Genomic DNA, 25,619 nt, shown 5'->3' with positions numbered 1-25,619 from the left:
CGCATACATGAGTAAGCGGTATCATTTCTCCTTTGAAAAAAGGAGAGAACCTAGAGGTCCTCTCCGGCTGTTTGTTCCTTTTTGATTCGAGTTGCTTTGAACTGCTAAAATCAAATCTCATTACTCTTCTTTACGTTTTGTCGCAAGAATCGCAGCAGATAAAGCGATGCTCACACTTGCTAAGAAGAGGGCTGCTTCTGAACCATGTTCTCCTGTAGCAGGAAGTTTCTCTTCATCTTTAGCTCCCGGAGTTTTGGTATCAGCTACTGGACTTGGAGTGAGCGGGTACTCAGGTTTTTCAACAGTTGGAGCTGCTTGATCTCCAGCTGTAGCCAATACACCTGTGTAGGCTGGTTTCTCGTTTACCAAGGCTTGGACCGCATTGACGCCACCCTTAAACTCAGGGACTTCATTTGCAGCCGCTAGGACCGCATTAGCGCCGCCCTTGAACTCAGGAACCTCATGTACAACTGCTTCTGCTGCATTGACACCGCCCTTAAACTCAGGTAGGTCATGTACAGCTGCTTCTGTTGCATTGACGCCGCCTTTGAACTCAGGTACATCAAGAACTGGTGGTTGTTCTTCACCCTTGCTACTTGTTGGAGCATCTGGTTTCGTAGCAGAATCTTTTAATTGGTTGAGATAGTCTGCGAAGTAGGCCACCATTCTTTCCGTCAAGAGATGGTTATCCGTCGCATATTTCATGCTTGCCTGAACGCTAGCTACTTCCTCTTGATTGTCTTTGTCTGTTAATTTCTGCGCCTTAGCCAAAGCTGCTTCATAGCCAGACATGTCAAGTGGTGTTTCTGCTACCTGTGGACGGGTAAAGATGAGTTCCGCTGCAGATTGGTATTTATCGCCACCATCTCCGTAAGTCTTGGTACCAGTAAGGACAATTTTCTTAGCCTTGATTGTCTTGCCAAAGTCAATGTCTTTTGGTTTGTTGTTATTTGGCCAATCTGTCACTGTGAAGGTATGTTCTTTACCAGACTCATCTGTGACAACCAGTTTCACATCTCGCAAGTTTCCATTTGAATCAGAGGCACGTGGAACATAACGAAGTCCTGTGATTTCAGTAGGTTCTTTCAATACCATAGTTGCAGGCTTGCCTACATCTCCACCATTCCAAGATGTATGCCATAGACTAGACACATTGCCATCAAAGGCATTCTCAAGACCTTCACCTGGTTGAGCTGGCGCATCCAAACTTTCAAAGTCTTCTGCTACCAAAGCTGTCTTCTTCTGAACCAAAGCATTCTTCAAAGCTTCAATCTTGGCAATCTCTGCACGCGCTTCTTCCACGCTAATGTCATCATCTGCCTGACTGAGGTTAAAGACCGCCTCTTTCAAAGCATCCATAGACTCTTTCGTATAGTTGGTCATGGCAACCGTTGGCAAGTAGTTCTTCAGAGCATTTTCTGTCAACATCTTACCTGTTAGGGTAATTTCCTCGATGTGAAGATTGTCCATCATGAAATCGTTGTAACCACGGAAGTTGGCATTTCCACCAGCATCTCCATGAGTATTGCTTGCGTTTCCAGTTGAGTAGATACCTACCCAAGTATCGCCTGTTTCTGCACCTGTCACGAGGAAGGTTACTTTCTTGGCTTTCTTAGAATCCGTCCAAGTATTTGGTAATTCATGCATTTCCAAGTTGCTTGCTTGACTACCACGACGACCTGACTGGAATTCTCCCTTTCCGACTACAAAGGCATAGGTATCGTCTGAACCTGCTTCATATTCAAAGGTTACACGGTAAGTCTTACCTGCCTCAAAGCGGAAGTTTTGCGGAATAGTTTGGTAAACCAAGTTACGACGGCTCACTAGCCCATTTGTCTTCAATGACCAATTTCCTTCGATAACATCATCAACTTTCTTACCGTTCCAACCACGTTGTGTATATGGATCATGCTTTTCAGACAAGTGAGTGCGGTTATCTTCAACACCTTCGACACCGCCCACTACGAATGGGAAGATACCCTGAGCAACATTTTCAAAGTCTTGTTTGAAGGTGCCTTGACCTGTATCATGCTTGTCTCCGTACATGCTTGAATTGTTTTCAAAGGTACGAATTTCATCAAAGTAAGTTGCTTCATCACCAGCTTCACGACTCAATGTCAGAGTGACATTTGATACATCTGAACCTGTTGTAAAGAAGGCATACATGTTTTGGAAGTAACTTGTATCATCAACTGTAGCATTTTCCCGACGATTGTTATGAGCATATGCTTTGATATAGTTGAGAGCGAGTGACTTATTGGTATAAGTAGTCACTTCTTTCTCGCCAGTATTCACTGTGATACTTGCCTTAGCATTACTACGGTTATCAACACCGACATAAACCGCATACTTGGTATTTGGTTTCAAGCCAGTCAGTTTCTGAGTAAGGCTGACCTTGCTCTTATTGCCTTGGATACGAAGCATTTCATTTGCACCCTGTGATTTGACAATTTCTGCCTTGGAAGCATCACCTGAAATGGTCCAGTGCTTCAAGGTTCCACTGTTAAATCCTTGGTCATAGATGTGCATGCCTTCGCTCCATGACATTTCAGGATTGGTTTGTTTTGAACGGTAGAGAACGTATGGTTGATTTGCTAGAAGGTCTAGGGTAATCTTGCCATCTTTTACAGTTAATTCTTTCTCTTCTGTCTTACCTTGGTCAGTTAGCTTGTAAAGGTAAACCTTGCTATTTGCCCAATCGCTTGGAAGGGCCCAAGTTGTTGCACCGGCTTGCGTATTGAAGTAGTACATCTTTTCCTTATCAGTAGGAAGTTTCTTACCATTTGCATCCCAGTTCCAAGGAGTCAAGTAAGCTGAACCATCTTGGATAACACGTCCGTTGAGCGTTACTGTACGTTCGCGGTATTGCGGGCTATTGACATCATTTGACTTACGAGTCACAACAACCTTGTTACCTGCTGCATCGACTAGCTCAACCTTCATTTCTGGAGTCCATTTATAGGTGCTACCATTATCGGTCATGGTAACTGGTGTACCATTTTCCCATTTACTTACAGTGAAGTGTTGGAAGTACTTGGTCATGACGTCATGGGCAAAGAGGTTAGTCACATAGCCATTGTAGTCGCTTCGTCCTTGCCAGCCTTCAAAGTCTTTCATGCTGTAGCCGCCTAGAAGTGGGTAGTTGGCTGCACCACCGTAACTTCTGTAATCCCCAACCCAAGAATCTTTTTGGTGGTTGCGGATAAAGCGTGTGATGGCACTGTTGATACCTTTATTAGTGTAGCCACCATAGGTCAAGTCAGCTGCCCAGTGTTGGAAGGTAGAGTCGTATTCACCACCATGGCCCCACTCAATCGCAAAGCGCCAGCCTTGTTTGTTAATTTCTTTAGCAAGAACGTGGGTAGCCCAGGCACCGTTATCACCTGATTGACCATTGCCCCATACGTCCACATAGATAAAGTCGAGACCTTCACCAAGTTTTTTCTTCAAGTCTTCCCAGCGAGCCAAACGTCCATGCGCCAAGTCATAAGCAGCATCGATGTTGATACCTTGGTCTAACCAGTTCCAACCATAGCTGTAGCTTCCATCTGGATTCTTACGAAGAATATTTTCATTAAAGTATTTAGACTCAGGATAAGTCTCAGAAGCGTTCACGTGGATACCTAGATGAGCTCCATATTTCTTCGCTTTTTCGATCAAGGTCTTGAAGTCTTCGACACCACCAATACGTTTACCAATATCAGCATAGTTCAAGTGACCAGAGTCGTGACCTTCACTACCATATCCTTTAAGGAGAACACCTTGCCCAAGACCATCTGTATGGAGATTGATCTTCTTGATACCATCCAAGGTCATAAGGAATGGGTTTTGTGCTTGAGAACCAAAGTTCATCGCGATACGGTAAGCCGTGATATCCTTGACTTTTTCCCAACCTTGAGGGTTGTTCATGATGCTACGATAAGCAATGGCACCATCTTGCCAGTCGACTTTGTTGTCTGCATTGGCATCTTCGGTGATAACAACCTTGGCACTTGGAAGTTCCTTCGTGTATTCTGGGAAGACAATGCCCTTATAAGCTTTTTCCCATTGCCATTCAGAGCTATGAATTCCGACATAGTTGGCATTTCCGACTGTTTCTTTATAGGCTGTCAAACGAGTCCAATCATACGAACCACCACCGTAGCTGTTTTGAGAGTTGCTCCAAACACCTGCAGCAAGCTTATCCGTAGAAACAAATCCATACATGTAACCCTTAGCCAGATCCTTCATTGGATTGGTTACATCGATATGATCATCTCCGCTAACATGGGTATTGTTTGACATGGTTGCCCCATCAAACTTAGCACCAGCTTGATCACTCGAAACAGACACTAAAGCATTGCCAAGGAAGCTAATGGAAGAAAGCAGTTTTCTTTCATCATCAATCTTTTGACCCGGAGTGACTTGATTGTGGTTGACAATCTTGGTCACATCAAAGTGCAACTGATTATCCACAACTTGCAGACGTACTGTCATTTCCGCATTGATTAAGTGAGCATCATCGCGAAGCTTCATCAAGTACTCTGCTGTTGTCTCATTGATTTTTTTGTAAGTAACTTCAGGGGTGACTTCGTGTTTGTTGATAAATACCTTATTGAATTGTTGGACTTGTCCTGGCAAAGTATGACCATTCAGCGTGTATTCTTTGACACGAGGGAAGGCTTGGTCAATCACTGCCTTGAGTACCTTGGACTGGATCGTATCATAAGTCACCTTGCTATCGTCAACAACTGGACCTGTTTCTTTCTGGGCAGGAGTATCATCTGCTTTCACGCCTTCTTGATTGTCTGTTTTAACGCTGACAACTGTACGTTCATTGCCATAGGAACCAGCTTTTAGGACGATTTTCTTCTCATTTTTGAGAGTTTCATTAACAGCTGCTGGCAAAGTGACCGTATCAAAAAGTTTCTCATCATTATTCGTTGCATTGAGTTGTCCATCTGACTTGAGGGTAATTGATAGGCGGTTAATTGATCCTGTCTCAGGCGCTGCTACACGGCTCCCCTTATACCAGGTGCTATCGGTTGGAGATTTATACTCCCAGAACCAGCCATCTTTATCATAACCAACAAAAACATTGTTCTTGGTATCTTTAAATTTCAAGAAGACACCAAAGCGTGATTTGCCCTTTTCAGAATCATCTTTGAAGGTTAAATCAACCGTCGCATTTCCATTAGCATCAACTGTCAATCCTTGTTTTTCAAACAAGGCTGGTTTATCGCCATTGTCGTTCTGTGCAGTTGAAGACAATTGATTGTAGCGGACACCCTTTTCTTCACGAACAGTAACTGTTCCCTGCTGTTCTTTTTTTGCTACCGTTTGCCATTCAGGAGTTACTGTCTTAGGTGTTTCAGGTTTAGCAGCTGCAGGTTTATCCTCTTTTGGTTTTTCTTCAGCCGGTTTTTCTTTCTCTTCCAAGTCTGCTGGTTTCACACTTGAAATCCCCTGCATGTGGTCTTGGATCCATTTTAGTTGAGCTGGTGAGAAGAGAATGCCTCCGCTCCGTTTTCCAACTACACCATTTTGGTGAACACCGACTAGTTTGCCTTCTATATCAAAGATACCGCCGCCACTAGCGCCCGGTTTTCCTCCTTGGTAACCAATCCCTTGGACACCTTCTCCGTATGATTCCGCAAAATCAACTGTAGTATTGACAATCGGATTCAATTTCCCTTCTGGATAACCAAAGACATGGAGCTTATCTCCAATTTTCTTAACAACTGGCTTTTTAGTTACTTCAACAGGCGTATTTTCTAGAACTGTACGCAATCTCACAAGGGCCAAATCATTTTTGAAGCCTTTCAGATAGCCTTCACGATCCCAATGAATAATATCTTTCTTGCTAAACTTGACATCTGGCAATCCTGGATAAGAGATACTATAGATATCTCCATCCCCTTGGTCATTATCCACAACCTTACGGATATTGCCGTCTTGGCTATCCTTGATAAAGTTATGAGAAACCGTCAAGACAAGGTCTTTAGCAACGACAATACCGCTACCTTCTCCTGATGGCGTCTTAATCTTAACAGTCGCGCCGTAGTTTAATTCCCCATTGGTCGTTTTAGCCACATCTTCTGGGACGAGCTTGCCAGTATCTTGGACCAATTGATCCTTGTCAACTTCGCGCCCATTGTCTTCAGCTTTCTCCAACTTATCTTCTAATTCTTTTGGCAGATTGCTTGGCTTTTCAGACTTTTCTTTTTCTTGAGCCAACAACTCTTCTTCTGTTTGTGGGCCTTCAGTAGTTTCAGCTGAACCAGGATTCTGAGCGGCAGCTTCCTTGTCAAAATCGTGCCCCTCATCACTAGCCTTCTTATCCAAATCAGCTAGTTCACTCGGCAAATTATCTGTTGAACCAACTCTTGCTTGATCAGCTAATACTGGGCTAGCTGCGAAGAAAGTCGCTCCAATCATCACCGAAGCTACTCCAAGCGTAAACTTACGAATACTGAACTTACAGCGTTTTTCAAAAAATCGTTTATCCATGAACTCCTAAATCCTTTCATTTTCCAGTAAGCGTTTACATTTCGTTTTTAAAAAATACTCCTTTCTCTGAAAGTGCTCTGCTTAACTGTTATAAATAAAAAATAATTGTACTTTTAATATAACAAATAAAAAGGCAGAAAGCAATAGGAAATAGGTAAAATTCACTAAAATTTTCTCTTTTCTGAACAGTGCTAACGCTTAGAATTTTAAGAATAGCTTTACAGCTATAAAAAAATTCTATCTCAAAGAATCTAATAAACAGTTTCATTTCAAAAACAGATTCTTATCGGATAGAAACCAGCAAAACAAGGAGCGAAAATCAGATTTTTTATCATTTTTTTGCTATGATTAGATAGAATAAAAGTTAAGGAGAAGACAATGATATTAATTACAGGTGCAAATGGTCAACTCGGTACCGAACTACGTTATTTACTAGATGAACGAAATGTGGACTATGTTGCAGTAGATGTGGCCGAAATGGATATCACTAATTCTGAAATGGTTGATAAAGTATTTGCTGAGGTTAAACCAACTCTGGTCTATCATTGTGCAGCCTACACTGCTGTTGATGCCGCAGAAGATGAGGGAAAAGAACTGGATTTTGCCATCAACGTAACTGGAACTGAAAATGTAGCCAAGGCCTCTGAGAAATACGGAGCTACTCTGGTCTATATCTCGACAGACTATGTCTTTGATGGAAAGAAACCAGTAGGACAAGAGTGGGAAGTCGATGACCTACCTGATCCGCAAACAGAGTACGGACGTACCAAACGAATGGGAGAAGAACTTGTTGAAAACCTTACGTCACAGCATTACATCATCCGCACTGCTTGGGTTTTTGGAAATTATGGAAAAAACTTTGTCTTTACCATGCAAAATCTAGCCAAAACCCATAAAACACTCACAGTAGTCAACGACCAACACGGCCGCCCAACCTGGACACGTACCTTGGCCGAATTCATGACCTATTTGACTGAAAATCAAAAAGAGTATGGCTACTACCACTTATCAAATGACGCAGCTGAAGACACCACTTGGTATGACTTTGCTGTCGAGATTCTTAAAGACAGTGATGTCGAAGTAGTACCAGTAGACTCCAGCAAGTTTCCTGCCAAGGCCAAACGACCTCTCAACTCAACTATGAGCTTGACAAAAGCAAAGGCGACAGGTTTCGTCATTCCAATCTGGCAAGATGCCCTTAAAGAATTTTATAAACAAGAAGTGAGAAAATGAAAGATTACGACATACATAAAAAACAAGAGACCATGAGGTCTCTTGCTTTTTAGTATCTGATTATTTAATCACTTGTTGCGTTTTAGCATAGTTAGCCTCTACCGCTTCTTTTTCAGATTTCCACCAGTCTTGGTTGTCTGTATACCATTTGATGGTCTCTTTGAGGCCTGCTTCAAAGTTGGTAAACTCTGGCTTCCACCCTAGTTCATCACGAAGCTTGCTAGCATCGATGGCATAGCGAAGGTCGTGACCAGCTCGGTCCGTCACATGGTCATAAGCATCAGCTGGTTGCCCCATTTCCTTGAGAATGAGTTCCAGGACTTCCTTATTGTTCTTCTCACCATCCGCACCAATCAAGTAGGTTTCCCCGATTTGACCTTTGGTTAAAATCGTCCAAACACCTGATGAATGGTCATTGGTGTGAATCCAGTCACGGACATTCTTACCTTCACCATAGAGTTTTGGCTTGATACCACTCAAGATATTGGTGATCTGGCGCGGAATAAACTTCTCGATATGTTGGTAAGGACCATAGTTGTTTGAACAGTTCGAAATAGTCGCTTTAACACCAAATGAGCGCACCCAAGCTTTGACAATCAAGTCTGAAGCTGCTTTAGTTGATGAGTAAGGCGAGCTGGGATTGTACTTGGTTTCAGCCGTAAATTTCTCACCTGGACCTTCTCCATGACCTGGCAAATCTTCACGCAGAGGTAGGTCACCATAGACTTCGTCAGTTGACACATGGTGGAAACGAAGGTCGTATTTACGAGCTGCTTCCAAAAGAGTGTAAGTCCCAATGAAGTTGGTGTGGATAAAGGGACTCGGATCATTGAGCGAGTTGTCATTATGGCTTTCTGCCGCATAGTGAACAATGGCATCTGCTTGAGCAGCTAGCTTATCGACCAAGGTTGCATCTGCAATATCTCCAACAACCAACTCAACACGATCACCTAAAATTGCTTCAATATTGGCACGATTACCCGCATAAGTCAGCTTGTCCAGCACTGTCACATGGACATCTGGGAAGTTGTTATAGACATAATGAACAAAGTTAGAACCGATAAAACCAGCCCCACCTGTCACGATGATATTTTTGTATTCAGTCATTTTTATTCCCTAATTTTTTACAAATCTTCTTTTCTTAGTGGTTTGACATCCTTAAGCAGTGGATGATGTTTATCTGCTTCCGAAACTTCTGCTTCTGCTAGGTTTTCCCACTCAATGCCCAAAGCTGGGTCTGCATAGTTGACAAAAGCATATTTAGGCTTGAGTTCAAGTGCCCAGTAGTCATTGACCAGATAGCTATAAGAAACTGTATCCGAGAGGACTTGGAAGCCATTGGCTACGCCACGAGGGACAAAGATTCCCTTACTTGCATCAATCTCGGTCTGATAAACATTTCCAAAAGTCTCACCTTCACGTAGGTCAACCCATGAACCCAGAACCTTGCCACCATCTGCTACTGAGATGTACTTATCCCAAGGTTCAGCATGGAGGCCTCGGAGAACATTTTTGCGAGAAAAGCTGACATTGTTTTGCAGTTTTCCTTCAGCAAAGAAGCTTTCAGGAAAACCAAGCGGTAGCATCTTTTCTTTCTGAAAATTTTCCTTAAACCAGCCACGATTGTCACCATGAACCGGAATGTCGAACTCTAACAAACCTGGAATGGCATCAATCTTGTGCACTGCAAGTGTTTTGCCGAAAAAATTATCTGTCATCTAGATTTCTCCAATCAAACGGAGCAAGTATTGCCCGTATTCATTCTTCTTGAGAGGTTGCGCCAACTTCAGCACATCTTCGCGGCTGATATAACCCATTCGGTAGGCAATTTCTTCTAGGTTGGCAACCTGAACATTTTGCATCCTTTGAACCGTTTCGATATATTGGGATGCTTCTAACAGACTCTCATGTGTCCCAGTATCCAACCAGGCAAAACCACGTCCCATAACTTCAACTGACAAATCCCCACGCTTCAAATAAGCATTGTTAACATCTGTGATTTCCAACTCTCCACGAGCACTCGGTTTGATCTGTTTGGCAATCTCCACAACATCATTGTCATAGAAATAAAGACCGGTCACTGCATAGTTAGAGCGAGGATTCTCCGGTTTTTCTTCTATGGAAATAGCATTCATGTCTGTATCAAACTCGACCACACCAAAACGCTCTGGATCCTTCACTTGGTAGCCAAAAACAGTCGCACCCTTCTCTTTCTTGGCTGCCTTTTGAAGCATTCTGCTCAAACCAGGTCCATGATAGATATTATCCCCCAAGATCAAAGCAACACTATCGTCGCCGATAAATTCTTCACCGATAAGAAAAGCTTGAGCAAGCCCATCGGGACTTGGCTGTTCCGCATAAGAAAGCTTGATTCCAAATTCGGAACCATCCAAGAGCAGGTCCTTAAAACGGGGCAAATCCTGTGGTGTTGAGATGATCAAAATGTCCTTAATCCCTGCCAACATCAAGGTTGACAAAGGATAGTAAATCATGGGTTTATCATAAACCGGCATCAGCTGTTTTGACGCAGCTCGAGTAAGTGGGTACAGGCGCGTTCCCGAACCACCCGCAAGAATAATACCTTTCATAATGAAGTAACCTTTCTAACGAACTGATTAATGAGTAGCTTCAAATTCTTACTTCAATTTAGAAATAGCCGATTTCAGATAATCACCATTTCGAAGCGCTACTCCTACTTGTCTGGCATTAGCCGACAGTTCCATGTAATCTTGATCAGTCAAATCGTCTAGTGCCTTTTGGAGGTCATGTAAAGAATCAACTGCTACCCCACACTGTTTGTCCAGTACAAAGTGGGACAGAGCCGATTCCTTCCACACTACTAGTGGGAAACCTGACGCCAAATAAAGAGAAGCCTTGTGAGAATTGTTAAAACGTAGGTAATTTCCGTAAGAACCTTGGCAAGTTTCTGAACTATCACCATCCCACACCAAACCAAAACTACCTTCAAGAGCAGCTGGTAGGTCATCTGGCATAAAGGAACCAAAGTAGCTAGTGTTTTTCAATGCACGACTTTCATCATAGCCCACTCCATACAAGTTATAGGCTGGCTGGTCTGGCAAGTTATAAAGATAACCTGACTTTGCAGGGTTTAAATTTCCAGCTACGATAATAGGCTGGTCTTTTTGAGGAACAGCTTGCCCCTCAAAGTTAGGAATCAGGTAGTCAAAAATTTCCAAGCTAACCATTTTATCTGCTGGCACTCCTTGACCTACCAAAACTTTCTTCATGATATCGTTATGAACGATAATACCATCCACTGACATCAAAGCTTTCTTTTCCTGGAAGTAATTGCGCACTTTATGACGGAATTTCACTTCCGAACCTGCTGCATGACGCAAGGTTTCAATATCATGGATCAAAAGATAGAATTTTGCTCCTCTTTTTTGCGCCTGCTTGATGAGTTGTGAGATGAAAAATGTATGGTGGATAATAGGGAACTGAATCACCAATTCATCTCCGGCTCCCAACTGATCAAACACAGACTTGGTCGCACGATATTTGTGTTGTTGAGCTTTAAAGAAATTCATCTTATACCAATTCTCAACCTTGAGCTCCAAGCCCTCATAACCCTCTGAGATTAGAATAGCTTCCACATCATTTCGCGCCTTACTCCCTGCATTCTTTTCGTGTGCATTATGCAGAAATGAATCTTTCAGATAATATTTCACCTTTTCTCCCCTTTATCTGTGATGTTCTTAGATACTCCCTAGTTCTTCTTCTACCACATCCAATGCACGTTCAACAGTCACATGCATATCATAGTATTTATAATCTGCCAAGCGACCACAGAAGATAACGTGGCCATTTTTCTCAGCTTCTGCTAGATATTGTTCATAGATGGCATTGTTTTTGGCATCATTGATTGGATAGTAAGGCTCATCTCCTCTTTTCCAATCTGCTGGATATTCACGAGTAATAACGGTCTTGGCCTGAGTCCCAAACTCAAAATGTTTGTGTTCGATGATACGCGTATAAGGAATATCACGTTCAGTATAGTTGACTACAGCATTTCCTTGATAATTTTCTTGGTCCAGAATCTCATGCTCAAAACGGAGACTGCGATACTCAAGTTCACCAAATTTATAGTCAAAGAACTGGTCAATCATCCCTGTGAAGACAAGCTTAGTTGCTGAAGCCTCCAAGTTCTCCCGATTTGCAAAGAAATCGGTATTAAGCTCTACTTCGATTCCTTCCAACAACTTTTCGATGATGACATTGTAACCACCAATTGGAATCCCTTGGTAACGGTCGTTGAAATAATTATTGTCATAAGTCAATCGAACTGGTAAACGCTTGATGATAAAGGGTGGTAGTTCAGTAGCAGAACGTCCCCATTGCTTTTCGGTGTAGCCCTTGATTAGCTTTTCATAAACATCCGTACCAATCAACTTAATGGCTTGTTCCTCTAAGTTTTTAGGCTCAACATCTTGCATGTGTGTCGTCTGCTCAGTAATCTTGTCCTTGACTTCTTGGGGTGTCTTTGTCCCCCACAAAGCATAGAAAGTGTTCATGTTAAAAGGCAGATTGTAAAGATGTCCTTGATAGTTGGCAATAGGAGAATTGATGTAATTGTTAAACTCCGCAAACTGATTGACATAATCCCAGACCTTTTTATTGGATGTATGGAAGATATGAGCCCCATACTTGTGGACATTGATTCCTTCAACAGATTGGCAATAGATATTCCCACCAATGTGTTCTCGTTTATCAATCACCTTCACTTTCTTGCCACGTTTGTTAGCTTCGTGGGCAAAGATTGCACCTGACAAGCCAGCACCGACAATCAAATAATCGTACATAAAATCTCCTTATTTCTTTAAGACACTTTTTAGTTCTTGAAAATCCAAGACACGTAAGACCAAAACCAAGCCACCGTAGACTAGGAAGCCAAGCAGAGAATAGATCAAGACATTCACAACAGACGAGAAGTGCATGAAAGCTTGTACAGAATACAAAGCGCCGTACATCAAGAGAGCAGCTAAAAATATTTTTAGCATAGATGGAAGGATCTTGACCTCTTTTAGATACGAACGTGTAAAGTAGAGTTGGATCAGCCAGACCAAACCTTCAGTCGCAACAGATACAATTGAAGCTCCAATATAACCCAGAGGCGGGATCAAGAGGAGATTCAAGCCCACACTAAAAACAGCTGGAATAGTTGTTGATAGCATAAATTCACGATTCTTATTGTGAGGAATCAAGATTTGAATTCCCATTATATTGGTCCAGCCAATAAAGAACATTCTAAAGACCATGATGGCAATCGCATAGCGAGCATCTTGGAAGTCTTGCCCTAGGAAAAAATTGACAAAATCTTTGTTAACAATTAAAATCCCCGCAATCATCGGGAAGATGACCAAGTTATACACTAAGAAAGACATTTCATGTAACTTGTTAACCGCCTTTTGATTGCCTAATGAGAGAAGATTGGAGACCCGAGGCAACATGACACTACCTAGGGACGTTACCAAGGTTAACAAAATATTCAATAATTTCAAGGCTTGATCATAGATTCCAACATCCTTAGTCGAAGACAAGGCACCTAGCATCGTGCGATCTAGCGTGATGTAGAGTGAAATGGCAATCTGTGGCAGAAACAAGAGAATGACTGGTTTGATATGCTCTTTGGCATAGGCTATATCCAGATGCGGCTTGCGAATGTGTTCCCGAGCAGGAAGCCACATACTCAACTGACCTAGTAGATCATAGGCAACCAAGAGGATGATATACAAGTACAAGTCGGATGGTTTCTTAACAAATAGGAATATCGAAACAACACCTAGAAGTTTGACCATTGTGTTACGAGCTGTGATTTTTTTGAAATCTTCTAACCCTTGAAAAAGCCAAGAAATATCAAAACCACGAGACAGCAAACTAAAGCCAAGTATATAGGCAATTGGATTGTTCATCGACGGTACAAGCAAGCAGACAATGATATACAGAGTAACCGCTAAACAGGTTGAAAGGACTTGTAAACTGTAAATACCCCAGAAGGTCTTTTCAACTTCCTTACGATGGCTAGAAATTTCCTTGGTCCCATAATTCGCTACTCCCAGCGTCGCTAGTAGGATAAAATAAGTCACGATAGAGTTATAGTATCCGTAAGATCCCAAATCATCCGAAGAGAAAACTCGGGTGATATAGGGAGTTGTAATCACTGGTAGGACGATGACAAGTAACTGATAGGACAGATTGTACAAGTAATTTTTTAAAACTCTCACACGGCTTCCCCCATCTCAAATTTTTCTCCTTCAAATTCCATCGCTGGGATGGTAGCAAAAAGAAGGAACATAAAAATATTGTATGATGGACGAACCCAGAAGGCCTCAAACATACAATTGACTGTTACTAAGGCCAGGCAGGTTAACAATAAATAGTTCTTCCTACGATAGAGAGTCCAAGACTGAACCATGTATAGGCATACCAACATAACAACTGGAATCAAACCGTAAGTAAATAACATTTGTACATAAGACGAATCTACATAGTCATAGTTCAAAACCGTTTCTGTCTTTCCTCCATATCCAACAAAGGAAATTCCACGAATTCCAAATAACTGTACGCCATATTTCTTAAGCGCTTCATGTCCCAAATACAATCGCATTCCGAAAAAGTTATTCAGAGAAACATATATTGGATGAGACCAACTAAACTTGTTGGATAGATAAATCATGACCGAAGAAGCGATACCAGCCGAAAAAGGCAGTAGGGAAAATAAACGCCATTCAGTCTTGTTACGATAATAAAAGTATAGAAAAATTCCTGTTGCTGCTAAGATGGAGCCTGCATTTAAACGGGCATCACAATAATAAATAATAAAGGCCGCCAAGGCTACACCTGATAGGGTTCTCAGGAAGATAAACTTCTTTCTAAGGAGATAGGAAAGGGCAGTAAAGAGATAGAAACAATGAGAAGCAAAGTCGGTTGGATAGATAAAACCAAAAGAGTTACGTACAACCACTCCCACGGGGCGAGTTTGAACAAACTGTAAATTAGGAATAACATTGACTAACGATAGTAAAATAATAAACACTATAAAAGATAAACTCGTCCAAGTATAAATTTTAAGTATCGACTCTAAATCTGCTTTATAAAGAAAAACAATCAACAGCAAAAACATTAAACCATTTAAGTTTCCTGCCTTATAATAAACCATACTTCCAACTAAAATGAGGGTAGGTGCAAATATTAAAAAACTCAAAGAATAGCTACGAATATATAAAAAACGCACAGCTAGTAACATGATTGCAAAGAAAGGAACAAAATTAGGTATACTAGGTAATACAGGTGCTAACATTGAAGTGTTTATCATATCTATAGAAATTATCACAAATAAAACTGCTGTCACGAGCAATTTATCACGTTCTATCTTTAACATCTTCATTTTCCTTTTCTAATTTCTGAACTTTTTTCATTCAGTCGTTTATTTTTTCCACTTTTTAAAGTAATAATAGAGGCGTGGATACCTGCTAATCAAGACATAGAGAATCTTACGTTTCTTACTAACTCTAGCATTCTTCAAGACAAGAGGCAAATAGGGTCTCGTCTTCTCCTGAAGTCGCTTGAACTCTGCTGGATCTCCGTCACGAATCATCGTAAAGATAAGAAGACTTCCTGTAAAGAAGCGAGAAATAATGGCTGCTTGGAGTTCCGAATTCTCAGGATAGGTTGCATTCACAACCTCTTTTAAATGATCGATTGCTTCATAAAACTCATATTGTTTAGGCGTGAAGGCCGAGGCAGTAATGCTACCCGGTCTATGGTAATAATGGTAAATCGGAAGATGAAACAAGGCCACAGATTGGGCTTGGTTGAGATGCTCACTGATGACATAGAGGTCTTCGTAGATGCGCCCCTTGGGGAAGGGAGCTTTCTCCAGAAGTTCTTTCCGATAGAGTTTCCCGCAAGCAGAGACCGTCACAAGGTCTCCGTAGAGCATCTCAGTCAGAGCCTTCGCCTTATCATAGACTTTAACCTGGTCTAGATCAATCTGATCCAAGTGAAAATTCTGATAACGATGATAGTAGGTTGTCGGCTCTACTTTCCCACTCACCATATCTGCTTGGGTACGACTTTGTAGCTCTGCTAGCAGTTCCAAGGCGCAAGGTTCCAAATAATCGTCCGGATCTAGGAAGGTGATCCAGTCCCCCTTTGCCTTCAAGACTCCATAGTTTCGAGCATCAGATAAGCCACCGTTGGCCTTGTGATAACTCGTCACCCAATCATACTGCTGGGCATACTGGTCGCACAAGAGACCTGAGCCATCACTCGATCCATCATCGATCAAGAGGACTTCCATATCCTTATAAGTCTGATTTTCTAAACTCTCCATGGCATAATGAAGGTAGTCCTCCACATTGTAAACAGGCACAATTACCGAAATCATCTTTTCTTCCTCTTACTTAGTTTTACTGTTTAAATCTCAAATGAACTTTTATCTGGAAGCAGTTGGTCCATAGCCTTGACGAAGTCTGTCATCACCTGTTCCTCATCTTGAACGTTGTGTCCGTCATTGATACACATAATTTGGTATTTACCAGAATTCAGTAGCTTCCAAAAATCTGGTCCGGCATTATCCAAAGAAAAGAGTCCCCCTAACTTAGGATTTCCGATAGCGTATTGACCACTAGCGATCTGCCAATATTTAAAGAGCCAAACATTGGTATCAGAGGGACTTCTGAAGCGACTCGCTGAGGTTGTCTCCAAAACTGCTTTTTCCTTTTCCCATACCAAGTCCATTGTTGATTTTAGTAGGGGATAGGGCAGGTGACTCTCCCAGAAACCACAGATAAACTTAGTAGTCCCATAAAGTAAAGTCTTGATTAATTGTTTAATCCCATGCTTAAAGGAAAAAAAGTGACCATTATTTAAAATTTCTTTCTTCGAAAAATGACTAGTGATAATTCCCATATCATTCATTTGGAAATGACCAGTTCCATATCTCTCCGTTGTAATAGGAGCTAAAGCTGTAACATACTTTGGCAAACCATCCTCCGAGAAAAAGTCTATCGGCTCAACTGGAGCCGTCAAATACATATCATCATTAAAAAAGACAAAGTGCTCAGAGAGTCCAGGGATTCGATGGATATTGCTTTCAATAGGATTGGCAGAAAAAACTGGTAGATAGTCATTACAGATAATCTCTGCATGATCTACCAAGACCAATTTTTCACTGTTTATATCTAACCAGCTTGGCTTTTGCTGGTCAGTCACAAGGTAGATCTTATTGACCCAAGGAGCAAATTTTTCCACACCTCTAAACCAATATTTAAAGGTTCCCCATTCACGATAGGATTTCTCTGAGTTCATACCCTCTTTAAAAGTGTTTATTGAGCCATCGTATTGGGCTTTCTTTTCTCTCCAAACCAAATCATTCCCATCAACCCATGCGACAACAAAATCAATCTTTTCTACCATTCAGTCTCTCCTATTTAAAAATCCAATAGTCTATCCATCAATTTTATAGAGGTATATTGTTCAAAGTATAGTGCCTTTGCTTTATGAACTTTTTGAATAATATCATCAACCATAGGATTGAAATTTTCTATTAGCTGTGCTAGTGCTTCAAAATCCCCTGAAGGATAGAAAGTCACCAAGGATTCATCGACATAATCTCGGACAGAGGGTATGTCATTTACAATGATAGGAACTCCTAAAGACATTGCTTGGAGCATAACCATATGACCAGCGGATAAATCAATATCTTTTAACGATAGGACAAGGAAATTAGACTTAGCCAATACATCTCCAAAGGTTTCTACTACTACATCAGATAAAACTTGAATGTTTGAACCATGCGTAGGAACTCTCCATGGCTGAGTTGCAATCACACACGGCATTGAAAGATTTGAAGTCTCCACTGCCTTGACTAAAGTCTCATAATCTCGGTTACTACCTCCACCTGAAAAGATATACTTAGTTGGTAAAGAACCTTGATAAGTTAGTTGATTATCATAATCTAAGCCGTAATGAATAAATTTAAATTTCTCCTGAAATTCTGGAAAGAGTTCCGAATAATAATGAATTTCTTTTGAACCATAGACTATGATATTACTGATATTCTGGAAAGACTTTTTCACAAGTTGCTTTCGTAAATAATAATAGATTTTATTTTTCTTATTCTCAAACAAAAATCCTGCTAATGTAATTTCCTTGCCACTTTTATTTAAAATTCCTAAAAAGATACCTACAAGAGGATTTACACAAATAATTTTCTTGACATCATATTTTATGAATTTCCGAGCATAATCATAGGACATTTTCCACATTAAAAAATGATACAAAGCACTACCGATGTATTTGAAATTACGTACTCTTCTTATAAGTGGACTTTCATAGTTGGTATAAACTACTCGGCTTCCGCCATGAAGAGATTGATAATGCTCTTCATTCTTTTTTTGCAGCTCACTGTCTAAAATGATTAAATTTTCCATTATACCCCTTATTGTAAATTATCATAAAATTCCGAGAAGTTCTTGATGTAACTCTCCAAAGAAAACAGCTCTTTTTGTCTCTGATATCCTACTCGCCCAAATTTTTCTCTTTTTTCAGAACTATCTAGTAAGAGAGAAATGGCATTAGAAAGTTCTTGAGGACGATTTGGTTTGACTAAGCAACCACTTTTGTCATCTACTACCATTTCAGCTATTCCCCCATTGTTATAACCAACAACTGGTTTTGAACAAGCCATGGCTTCTAGGACTACTGTAGGTAGGGAATCAGGTTTTATACTTGGTAAGACAAAGATATCAAACATATTATAAAGTTCAGAAGTCTTATCGTAGTAATCAATACGATGAATTTGTGACACAACAGATGAAGAAGCTATTCTCTTATCTAGTTCTTCTAAACGCCATTCTTCACCAGGAAAAACACCTCCAGCTAGGAAAGCCACCGCTTGCTCATTCTTTTCCAAAAGTGGCTCGACTGCTTCTATGAAATCATTTTGTCCTTTTATAGCATTGACCCGACCAATCATGCCAATCACAAGTGCATCTTGCGCAATGTCAAATTTTTCACGAATAGAAGACGCATCCATTGGATAATAGACAGCATTATCGACACCGTTATAAATCACTTCCACTTGGCTATCTTTGATAAAGGGAGACTGCTTGATATGATTAGCGACCGCTTGGGACACCGTCACAATCTTGTCTGCATATCGTCCCATGAGCATATTGATAAAGTCAGAAATAGCTTTGGGTTTGACGATAATCTCATGAACATGCCAAATCAAAGGCAGCTTGAGCTTGCGTTTCAAATAGATGCCCTCCAAAACAGCCGCTGTATTATTGTGAACCATATCTATACTGTGTTCTCGAGCATAGAGGGCGATTTGCTTAGCATAGAAATTATAAGAGCGAATATAGTCGGCAATGCCTTTAGGATTAAAGTATTTTCTACGTAAAATCGGATAATCCAACACGCTGACCTTAGCTCCAACTTGGCGCAAAGCCTCGACTAAAACACCGTCATTTGGCAAGATGACGTGAGCTTCAAATTCTTTGGAATCCAATCCTTTTATCAATTCCAATAAAACCTTATCTGCTCCATACATTTCTGCACCAGCATGCAAGTATAAAATCCGTTTCATTCCCTATCCTTTAAACACTTCTTCATAATCTGACACAATCTTTTCCCATGTGAAAGCTGAGATAATTCTTTGGCTTGACTTGAAATCCAAGTCAGCTATCACTACCTGATCAAATCCCTCTACTTCCTCAATGACGCGTGCCAACTCATCTTTTTTCCAATAAATGGCCCCGTCTTCACCAACCTCACGGTTAAAACCAACATCTAGCAACAAATTTAGTTTTGTGGATGCTAAAGCTTCCAGTAGAGAAGGGTTGGTTCCTCCAACCTCATGCCCATGTAAATAGGCAAAGGCATTTTCACGGATGTACTTGAGCAACTCTTGGTCATAGACAGTACCGACAAATTTGACCCTAGGATCTTTGTCAAAACCAGTATCCCGTAACAACTGGTCGTAAAATTTATTCTGCTCCACATTTGTGATGAGAACAAAGTCCTTTTTGGACTTGGACTTGATAAATTCACGAATCATGGCTTCGTAGTTATTTTCAGGAACAAATCGTCCCACTACTAGATAATAGCCATTTTCGCTAACTTCTTTTTCCTTATACCAATCTCGAACTTTGGCATCTTCTGCTTTCAGGATTGAAGGAGCTGTATCTGTCCCATAGGCAATATAGGTGGTCTTTGGTTGGTACTGCTTATAATCCTCTTGGATATATTTTTCAATGTTTTTACTGTCACAGACCAGTAAATCTGCATGTTTGACCATGAGCTGCTCTGAAAATTTCCAGTACTTACGAACTGGAAGGCTCCATTTTGCTCGCAACCATTCATGACCATCAGGATTCACCAGCAAAGAGCCACCAATCGCACGAATTTTTTTCTTAAGTCCAGAAATAAAAGGACCGATGCGACAAGCTAGAATGTAAAAAATGGGAGCTTCGTCCTTGTTTTCCTTAGCCAATTCAATAGCCTTGTTGACCGCTGCAATATCGTAAGCGATGGCGCGGGCCGGGCCGATATTGGGTACATCGATGTTGAAGCAAATGGCTCCATTGTGCTCAAACTGGTCTTCCGTAATGCCAGACTTAGCAGAATTTTCACGCATACAAGCAACATAGTATTGTATGTTGCTGTCTTTTTGATATTCGGTTAATTTTTCAACAAAGGTTTCAAATCCTCCATACTTAGCAGGAATCCCCTTTGAACCAATAATATAAACTGACTGTTTCATTTCTCTCCTAACAGGACTGAAGGGCAGAAATTACTTCGCCCCATCTCTCATAAATACAACTTTAACGGTCTTTAACAATATTTCAATATCTTTCCAAATAGTCCAATCATCAATATAGGCCACATCTAATTTAACAACTTCATTGAAATCCTTGATCTCACTTCGCCCGCTGACTTGCCACAAGCCTGTTATCCCAGGTTTAAAACTCAATCGACGTTTTTGCTCAGGAGTATATTTCTCATACTCATCCACTGTTGGGGGACGGGTTCCGACCAGACTCATATCTCCCATTAAAACATTCCAAAACTGCGGTAACTCATCTAGGCTGGTCTTACGAATAAAGCGACCAATTGGAGTGATACGAGGATCATCATCGACCTTAAACATGCCCCCCTGCATAGTATTTTGCGCCAAAAGTTCTTGTTTCCGCTGCTCAGCATTCACGCACATAGATCTAAATTTATAGAAAGTGAAATGTCGACCATTTTTTCCAATACGCGTTTGAGAAAAAATCGCTGGCCCACCATCTTGTCGAATCATCGGAACCAAAACAATGCTCACCAAACCACAAATAATCAATCCGACAATCGAACCGACAATATCAATGAAACGTTTGGCAATGACATGACTGGTCTTATAAAATTTTGTAGAAAACGTGATAACATTCAGCCCTGCCATCCCACGAATCTTTTTATCACTACCTAGATAGTTATTAAAAGCATTCAGATTAACTGTAACATCAATTCCCAATGTCTCAAAAAGTGAGATAAACTCCCCGATGTCGTACTCTTCACTTGGTAGATTGATAAAGACCTCATCGACAACTTCATGAGTAGCAAAGTCTAAGATATTCTCAGCAGGTACAACGGTTAAGGTTTGATGCCGAAAATCAGGCTGGTCTAAAACACTGACCGCCACCAAATTCCAAAAAATTTCTCCCGACTCTATCAGCCTATCGATGACTTTTTCAACCCTAGAGGTCGCTGTTATCAAGAATATCTTCTTACTCCCCTTGAGATTTGGAAAGATGCTTTTTCTATAGCGTTTAATGCATAGATTCAACAAATACAACAGAATAGAGTGTATAGTCAAAAAATAAATCATTCCTCGTCTAGAGATACTAAAACGATCTTCTAAGAAAAAATTCGAAATACTGATAGCTAAAGCAAAGAACACGATATACTTTGTCGTGTTGATAAACTCTGCTAAATAACCCCTTTTAAAAAAATCATGCCCATAATCACTGATATAAAAAATAAAAAAATGAAGAATGAACAAGATAATAACAGAAGTATTTACAATCTCTGTTTCCTTAACAAAACTAAGTAAATAAGCTAATAAAATGACAAGAAAACTCTGGATTGTCGCCAAAGTAATCTTCAATCCCTTTTCTTCCATAATATCTTCCCTAAACTATTTATTATTTTTTGCCATAATTCCCATAGTTTCCATATGCTCCATAGGAGCCATATTTTTCAACTGAAGTATTAAATTTATTTAGAACTACTCCTAGAAATGGTTTACTTGTTTGTTCGAGTTGTTCTTTAGCTTTTTGGACATCACGACGATTTGTTTCACCAGCCGCAGTTACTAAAACAGAAGCGTCACACTGCTGCGTGATAATCGCCGCATCGATAACAACTCCAATCGGGGCAGTATCTACAACGATGTAGTCAAAGTACTTACGTAAGGTATCAATCATGGTCGCAAAATTTTCACTTTGTAACAAAGCTGTTGGGTTTGGTGATACAGAGCCCGCTTGAATGACAAACAGATTTTCAACATTGGTTTCACATAAACCTTGTGATAGGTCTGTTGTGCCTGACAAGAACTCTGTTAGGCCTGTAATCTTTTCACGTGATTTAAAGACACCTGACATGACTGAATTACGGATATCCGCATCGATCAACAGTGTCTTATAGCCTGCACGCGCGAAAGCCCAAGCAATATTGGTAGAAGTTGTTGATTTCCCTTCTCCTGGTTTGACAGACGTAATAGAAATCACTTGCAAGTTATTCCCACTCAATTGAATATTGGTGCGAAGGGCATTATAGTACTCTTCTGCTTTTCTTGCCTGATCCAGTTTTTTATGTGCAATCTCTAACGTTGGCATTTTTCTCTCCTATTTCAATTTATCCAAATTTGGAACTACTCCCAATAGTGCAATTTGCAACACGTCCTCAATATCTTCTGGACGTTTCACTCGTGTATCCAAAATCTCAACAAGGAGAACTGTGACAACCATCACAACCGCTCCCGCAAGGAATCCAACCATGGTATTGCGACGAATATTTGGTGAAGATGGCGATGTTGCTGGGCGTGCTTCTTCAAGCGTTGTCACATCCGAAACGCGAGTGACGCTGATGATCTTTTGAGCCGCAACCTCTCTCAAAGAGTTGGCGATACGGCTAGCCTCCTCAGGTGCACGGTCTGTAACAGAAATCGATACAATACGCGTATCCACTGGAACTGTTACCTTGATTTTACTAGCTAGACCTTTTGGAGGGAGTTCTAGTTTCAAATCAGTCGCAACCTTCTCTAAAACGTCTTGCGAGAGAATGATTTCACGATAGTCTTTTACCAAGTAAGATCCTGCTTGCAAGTCTTGGTTAGTCAAGCCAGGCTTATCTCCCTGATTACGATTGACCACATAAATTCGGGTCGTACTCGTAAATTCTGGCTTCACAATAAAACTACTGTAGGCAAATGCTACTGTCCCTGTCACAAATGCTACCAAAGCAATTAAAAGTTTTCGTTTCCAAAGGATTTTAAGCAAGTGAAATACATCGATTTCCATCATATTTTGTTCTTTCATTTTTTCTCCTAAATCAATTGATCCATTATTATTTTTCGGGGATTATCCTTAAAAAGTTCCTTAGCCTTATCTTCACTGTATTTTTTAGCAATGATATCATAGGCTTCCTCCATATGAGGAGGTCTGTGATCCAAGTTATGCATGTCACTTGCTATCACGTGAACCAGATCTCGTTCCAAGAAATACTGGGCTCTCTTTTTCATGAATTTATAAGTTTCTCCGAAGAGTTTAGGTTTCAAGACATGAGAACTATTAACCTGAGTATAACATCCCATATCAATCAGCTCTCGCACGCGCTTTTCATTGTTTTCCAAAGCATCGTAACGTTCAATGTGGGCAATGACGGGTGTAATGCCTAACATTAGAATATTACTCAGCCCCTTATGTATATCCCGATAAGCTGTATTCATACTAAACTCAATCAAAGCATAGCGACTATCGTTGAGGGTTGGGATTAATTTCTTTTCCAACTTCTCAACAACATCCGGCGTATAGTAAATTTCTGCCCCATAGGCAATGATTAAGTCATCCGCAACTTCCTTAGCCATTTCTCGCACCTTCAAAAAATTGGTTGCGATTTTTTCTTCAGGAGTTTCAAACATCCCTTTTCGTCTATGCGAAGTGGAAACAATTGTTCGTACTCCTTGACTGTAGGCCTCTATAAGAAGCTTTTTGCTTTCCTCTATCAACTTTGGACCATCATCCACATCGAAAACGATGTGCGAATGGATATCTATCATGCTACTTGCCCTCCATCACATCATTGATAGCAGCTTTGGCGGCAACCAAGCTACTTTCATCGATTTCCATCATGTAGAGGTTACTATCTGGCATAGCGTATGAAGGAAGGTCCGTGCGTCCAGTTCCCTTCAAGTCTTGAGAGTTGACTTTGTAGTTCCCACCACTCTCCAATTGAGTATTGACTAGATCCATCATGGTTTCCAAAGGCATATTGGTCTGAAGAGAATCTTGCAATCCTTGGATGATATTGTCATAGTTCTTCAAAGCTTCGGTTGACGTCAACTTCTGAATAACAGCTACAATAACCTTTTGTTGGTTCCGACCACGGTCACGATCTCCATCTGCTAGAGAGTAGCGCTCACGAACAAAACCAAGAGCCTGCTCAGAGTCTAGATGGACATTCCCAACGGGGAAATGGTACTTGCCATGCAAAGAAGTGAAATCCTGATCATTATAGACATCAACGCCACCTAAAAGGTCAATCAATTTCAAGAAAGAAGTGAAGTTCAAGCGAACATAGTAGTTAATATCCACTCCATAGAGATTTTCCAAGGTATGAATCGACGAGTCCACTCCATAAATTCCAGCATGGGTCAACTTATCCTTTTGATTATTTCCCCCATCCGCAATCGGAACATAGGAATCTCGGGGTGTTGTAGTCAGAAGGATTTTCTTGGTATCTCGGTTCACAGTCATCAAAATGTTTACATCTGAACGCGAAACGGAACTAATCGGACCATAGGTATCAATACCACTCACATAAATATTGAAAGCTTTATTCTTTGATACCTTTGGTGCCGCTACATCCTTAGTTAATTGTTTTGTATAGATTTTTTTGATTTTTGAAGCATAATCTGGATACTCTGCTTCAATGATATTTTCAAAAACACTATTTAAGACAATTGCTTTCGTTTCGCCAGAAAGCAGACTCTTATAAGCTGCTAGATAAGAAGTACTCTGTTCAACTGTCAAGTCTTTACTCTGTGTCGTCTTAATATCCGCCACCAACTTTTGGATATTATCATTATCTGTTTCAGTCGGACCTGTTACACTATCCAACTGGGTCACATTATTGATTTCACTATCTTTCAAAACGACCACACTCATCGAATACTCTGAGTAGTTTGAGGTCGCATTGATATGATTGGTAAAACCGACAAACTGTTGCAAAGCATAGAGAGAAACGGAGCTAACTACGATAGCAAGTGTCAAAAAGAAAACCGTAAACTTCTCGGCTTTTTTATACACTATCAGAAGGATTGCAATTACAGCAGAAATAAAAATAAGAACCGCCGTAAGGATATTGAGGTACCGAAAAGCTAAGATATTATGTTTAAAAATTAAGAACAGCAAAAAACCACTCAATAATAAATAAATGGTTGCTAAAACTATATTAATATTTCGTTTCACATTCCCTAAACGAGCTCTCTTTGAACGTCTACTCATGATAATCCCCTATACACGTTAATAGTTATAAATATTATATCACAATCATGATGGAAATTCCATCCATCCTTGCTATTTTCAGCGTTTTCATTCGCTTTTGTTCTC

Annotated in this window: 19 protein-coding genes; 1 reads left to right on the top strand and 18 read right to left on the bottom strand. The window is 40.6% G+C overall.

Annotation, left to right across the window (positions count from 1 at the left end; all coding sequences use genetic code 11):
- Positions 1-120: 120 nt before the first annotated feature.
- The gene (locus Q4443_RS05710; protein ID WP_303408118.1) at positions 121-6,489 is read right to left on the bottom strand and encodes a SpGH101 family endo-alpha-N-acetylgalactosaminidase; all 6,369 of its coding nucleotides are present in this window, start codon (positions 6,487-6,489) and stop codon (positions 121-123) included.
- Positions 6,490-6,867: 378 nt separating this feature from the next.
- On the opposite strand from Q4443_RS05710, the gene rfbD reads away from it, so the two are divergent.
- A complete protein-coding gene (rfbD, locus tag Q4443_RS05705) occupies positions 6,868-7,722 on the top strand; it encodes a dTDP-4-dehydrorhamnose reductase (RefSeq protein WP_049519431.1) in 855 nt (284 codons plus the stop codon).
- 60 nt (positions 7,723-7,782) lie between these two features.
- Here the strand turns inward: rfbD and rfbB are convergent, their stop codons facing one another.
- Genes rfbB through Q4443_RS05620 form a run of 17 tightly spaced genes read right to left on the bottom strand, consistent with a single transcriptional unit; the run spans position 7,783 to position 25,514 of the window.
- The gene (gene rfbB, locus Q4443_RS05700) at positions 7,783-8,829 is read right to left on the bottom strand and encodes a dTDP-glucose 4,6-dehydratase (protein WP_049501012.1); all 1,047 of its coding nucleotides are present in this window, start codon (positions 8,827-8,829) and stop codon (positions 7,783-7,785) included.
- A gap of 17 nt (positions 8,830-8,846) precedes the next feature.
- Complete coding sequence (locus Q4443_RS05695; protein ID WP_049519433.1) at positions 8,847-9,440, bottom strand: dTDP-4-dehydrorhamnose 3,5-epimerase family protein; 594 nt, start codon at positions 9,438-9,440, stop codon at positions 8,847-8,849.
- A complete protein-coding gene (gene rfbA, locus Q4443_RS05690; protein WP_049519434.1) occupies positions 9,441-10,310 on the bottom strand; it encodes a glucose-1-phosphate thymidylyltransferase RfbA in 870 nt (289 codons plus the stop codon). It lies immediately after the preceding gene.
- A 48-nt stretch (positions 10,311-10,358) separates the two neighbouring features.
- The gene (locus Q4443_RS05685; RefSeq protein ID WP_000878649.1) at positions 10,359-11,411 is read right to left on the bottom strand and encodes a hypothetical protein; all 1,053 of its coding nucleotides are present in this window, start codon (positions 11,409-11,411) and stop codon (positions 10,359-10,361) included.
- Positions 11,412-11,438: 27 nt separating this feature from the next.
- Complete coding sequence (gene glf, locus Q4443_RS05680) at positions 11,439-12,542, bottom strand: UDP-galactopyranose mutase (protein WP_049519438.1); 1,104 nt, start codon at positions 12,540-12,542, stop codon at positions 11,439-11,441.
- Positions 12,543-12,551: 9 nt separating this feature from the next.
- Entirely contained in the window at positions 12,552-13,964 is a 1,413-nt protein-coding gene (locus tag Q4443_RS05675) for a flippase (RefSeq protein WP_049519439.1), read from the bottom strand.
- Positions 13,961-15,121: a hypothetical protein gene (locus Q4443_RS05670; RefSeq protein ID WP_049519441.1), complete on the bottom strand. Its 1,161-nt coding sequence runs from the start codon at positions 15,119-15,121 to the stop codon at positions 13,961-13,963. The genes Q4443_RS05675 and Q4443_RS05670 overlap by 4 nt, the downstream gene beginning before the upstream one ends.
- Positions 15,122-15,166: 45 nt before the next feature.
- Positions 15,167-16,129 (bottom strand): glycosyltransferase family 2 protein, encoded by a 963-nt coding sequence (locus tag Q4443_RS05665; RefSeq protein ID WP_000626476.1) that lies wholly within the window; start codon positions 16,127-16,129, stop codon positions 15,167-15,169.
- A gap of 29 nt (positions 16,130-16,158) precedes the next feature.
- Positions 16,159-17,160, bottom strand: coding sequence for a receptor polysaccharide phosphotransferase WefC (gene wefC / locus Q4443_RS05660; protein WP_000229495.1), 1,002 nt, complete (start codon positions 17,158-17,160; stop codon positions 16,159-16,161).
- 14 nt (positions 17,161-17,174) lie between these two features.
- Entirely contained in the window at positions 17,175-18,176 is a 1,002-nt protein-coding gene (locus Q4443_RS05655; protein WP_000429227.1) for a glycosyltransferase, read from the bottom strand.
- Between the two features lie 8 nt (positions 18,177-18,184).
- A complete protein-coding gene (locus tag Q4443_RS05650; protein ID WP_049519445.1) occupies positions 18,185-19,336 on the bottom strand; it encodes a glycosyltransferase family 4 protein in 1,152 nt (383 codons plus the stop codon).
- Between the two features lie 3 nt (positions 19,337-19,339).
- Positions 19,340-20,512: a beta 1-4 rhamnosyltransferase Cps2T gene (gene cps2T, locus Q4443_RS05645; protein WP_049519446.1), complete on the bottom strand. Its 1,173-nt coding sequence runs from the start codon at positions 20,510-20,512 to the stop codon at positions 19,340-19,342.
- 30 nt (positions 20,513-20,542) lie between these two features.
- The gene (locus tag Q4443_RS05640) at positions 20,543-21,910 is read right to left on the bottom strand and encodes a sugar transferase (RefSeq protein WP_049519448.1); all 1,368 of its coding nucleotides are present in this window, start codon (positions 21,908-21,910) and stop codon (positions 20,543-20,545) included.
- Between the two features lie 22 nt (positions 21,911-21,932).
- Positions 21,933-22,625: a tyrosine-protein kinase gene (locus Q4443_RS05635; protein ID WP_049519449.1), complete on the bottom strand. Its 693-nt coding sequence runs from the start codon at positions 22,623-22,625 to the stop codon at positions 21,933-21,935.
- Positions 22,626-22,634: 9 nt separating this feature from the next.
- Entirely contained in the window at positions 22,635-23,327 is a 693-nt protein-coding gene (gene cpsC / locus Q4443_RS05630) for a capsular polysaccharide biosynthesis protein CpsC (RefSeq protein ID WP_042902871.1), read from the bottom strand.
- A gap of 8 nt (positions 23,328-23,335) precedes the next feature.
- Positions 23,336-24,067 carry a capsular polysaccharide biosynthesis protein Cps4B gene (gene cps4B / locus Q4443_RS05625; protein WP_049519451.1) on the bottom strand — a complete coding sequence of 244 codons (732 nt, stop codon included), beginning with the start codon at positions 24,065-24,067 and terminating at the stop codon, positions 23,336-23,338.
- Between the two features lies 1 nt (position 24,068).
- Positions 24,069-25,514 (bottom strand): LCP family protein, encoded by a 1,446-nt coding sequence (locus Q4443_RS05620; RefSeq protein ID WP_303408111.1) that lies wholly within the window; start codon positions 25,512-25,514, stop codon positions 24,069-24,071.
- Positions 25,515-25,619: the final 105 nt, after the last annotated feature.

Origin of the sequence: Streptococcus sp. GP0011 (genome assembly GCF_030546305.1) — a bacterium.
Classification (GTDB): Bacteria; Bacillota; Bacilli; order Lactobacillales; family Streptococcaceae; genus Streptococcus.
The sequence above is the reverse complement of the archived record's forward strand: the minus strand, read 5'-3'. Positions and strand labels throughout refer to the sequence as shown.

Excerpts from the sequence above, each read along its gene's own strand:
- Q4443_RS05665 (WP_000626476.1), bottom strand. The coding sequence starts at position 16,129 with ATGATTTCGGTAATTGTGCCTGTTTACAATGTGGAGGACTACCTTCAT.
- Q4443_RS05640 (WP_049519448.1), bottom strand. The coding sequence starts at position 21,910 with ATGGAAGAAAAGGGATTGAAGATTACTTTGGCGACAATCCAGAGTTTT.
- Q4443_RS05650 (WP_049519445.1), bottom strand. The coding sequence starts at position 19,336 with ATGAAACGGATTTTATACTTGCATGCTGGTGCAGAAATGTATGGAGCA.
- Q4443_RS05670 (WP_049519441.1), bottom strand. The coding sequence starts at position 15,121 with ATGTTAAAGATAGAACGTGATAAATTGCTCGTGACAGCAGTTTTATTT.
- rfbA (WP_049519434.1), bottom strand. The coding sequence starts at position 10,310 with ATGAAAGGTATTATTCTTGCGGGTGGTTCGGGAACGCGCCTGTACCCA.
- Q4443_RS05635 (WP_049519449.1), bottom strand. The coding sequence starts at position 22,625 with ATGCCAACGTTAGAGATTGCACATAAAAAACTGGATCAGGCAAGAAAA.
- Q4443_RS05620 (WP_303408111.1), bottom strand. The coding sequence starts at position 25,514 with ATGAGTAGACGTTCAAAGAGAGCTCGTTTAGGGAATGTGAAACGAAAT.
- cps2T (WP_049519446.1), bottom strand. The coding sequence starts at position 20,512 with ATGAAACAGTCAGTTTATATTATTGGTTCAAAGGGGATTCCTGCTAAG.
- rfbD (WP_049519431.1), top strand. The coding sequence starts at position 6,868 with ATGATATTAATTACAGGTGCAAATGGTCAACTCGGTACCGAACTACGT.
- wefC (WP_000229495.1), bottom strand. The coding sequence starts at position 17,160 with ATGGTAGAAAAGATTGATTTTGTTGTCGCATGGGTTGATGGGAATGAT.
- cps4B (WP_049519451.1), bottom strand. The coding sequence starts at position 24,067 with ATGATAGATATCCATTCGCACATCGTTTTCGATGTGGATGATGGTCCA.
- glf (WP_049519438.1), bottom strand. The coding sequence starts at position 12,542 with ATGTACGATTATTTGATTGTCGGTGCTGGCTTGTCAGGTGCAATCTTT.
- Q4443_RS05695 (WP_049519433.1), bottom strand. The coding sequence starts at position 9,440 with ATGACAGATAATTTTTTCGGCAAAACACTTGCAGTGCACAAGATTGAT.
- Q4443_RS05710 (WP_303408118.1), bottom strand. The coding sequence starts at position 6,489 with ATGGATAAACGATTTTTTGAAAAACGCTGTAAGTTCAGTATTCGTAAG.
- rfbB (WP_049501012.1), bottom strand. The coding sequence starts at position 8,829 with ATGACTGAATACAAAAATATCATCGTGACAGGTGGGGCTGGTTTTATC.
- Q4443_RS05655 (WP_000429227.1), bottom strand. The coding sequence starts at position 18,176 with ATGGAAAATTTAATCATTTTAGACAGTGAGCTGCAAAAAAAGAATGAA.
- cpsC (WP_042902871.1), bottom strand. The coding sequence starts at position 23,327 with ATGAAAGAACAAAATATGATGGAAATCGATGTATTTCACTTGCTTAAA.